Below are 611 nucleotides of genomic sequence, written 5' to 3' on the forward strand. Positions count from 1 at the left end.
TCATTGTACAGCAAATAACCCGAAGGTCGCAGGTTCAAATCCTGCCCCCGCAATAAACCATTGTTTTATACATATTTAAAGGTCCCGTGGTGTAGCGGTTAACATGCCTGCCTGTCACGCAGGAGATCGCCGGTTCGATCCCGGTCGGGACCGCCATTATTTTGGGCTATAGCCAAGCGGTAAGGCAACGGACTTTGACTCCGTCATGCGTTGGTTCGAATCCAGCTAGCCCAGCCATTTTTTTCGAGCCATTAGCTCAGTTGGTAGAGCATCTGACTTTTAATCAGAGGGTCGAAGGTTCGAGTCCTTCATGGCTCACCATTTTCATCAAACATATGCGGGTGTGGCGGAATTGGCAGACGCACCAGACTTAGGATCTGGCGCCGCAAGGCGTGGGGGTTCGACTCCCTTCACCCGCACTGTTTTCGCGGAAGTAGTTCAGTGGTAGAATACAACCTTGCCAAGGTTGGGGTCGCGGGTTCGAATCCCGTCTTCCGCTCCATTGCTTTCGCCGGGGTGGCGGAACTGGCAGACGCACAGGACTTAAAATCCTGCGGTAGGTGACTACCGTACCGGTTCGATTCCGGTCCTCGGCACCACTTTTCAAATAT

Annotated in this window: 6 tRNA genes; all 6 read left to right on the forward strand. The window is 52.9% G+C overall.

What is annotated here, in order from left to right:
* Positions 1-80: 80 nt before the first annotated feature.
* The 6 genes from LMF89_RS25495 to LMF89_RS25520 all read left to right on the forward strand — a co-directional run bounded on the left by LMF89_RS25495 (position 81) and on the right by LMF89_RS25520 (position 599).
* A tRNA-Asp gene (locus LMF89_RS25495) sits at positions 81-156 on the forward strand.
* A 6-nt stretch (positions 157-162) separates the two neighbouring features.
* A tRNA-Gln gene (locus tag LMF89_RS25500) sits at positions 163-237 on the forward strand.
* An 8-nt stretch (positions 238-245) separates the two neighbouring features.
* Positions 246-321 (forward strand) — tRNA-Lys (locus LMF89_RS25505).
* 16 nt (positions 322-337) lie between these two features.
* A tRNA-Leu gene (locus LMF89_RS25510) sits at positions 338-419 on the forward strand.
* 8 nt (positions 420-427) lie between these two features.
* Positions 428-502, forward strand: a tRNA-Gly gene (locus LMF89_RS25515).
* Between the two features lie 8 nt (positions 503-510).
* A tRNA-Leu gene (locus tag LMF89_RS25520) sits at positions 511-599 on the forward strand.
* The last annotated feature ends 12 nt before the right edge of the window (positions 600-611 follow it).

Source organism: Pelosinus baikalensis (assembly GCF_020819555.1).
In the GTDB taxonomy this organism is placed as follows: Bacteria; Bacillota; Negativicutes; order DSM-13327; family DSM-13327; genus Pelosinus; species Pelosinus baikalensis.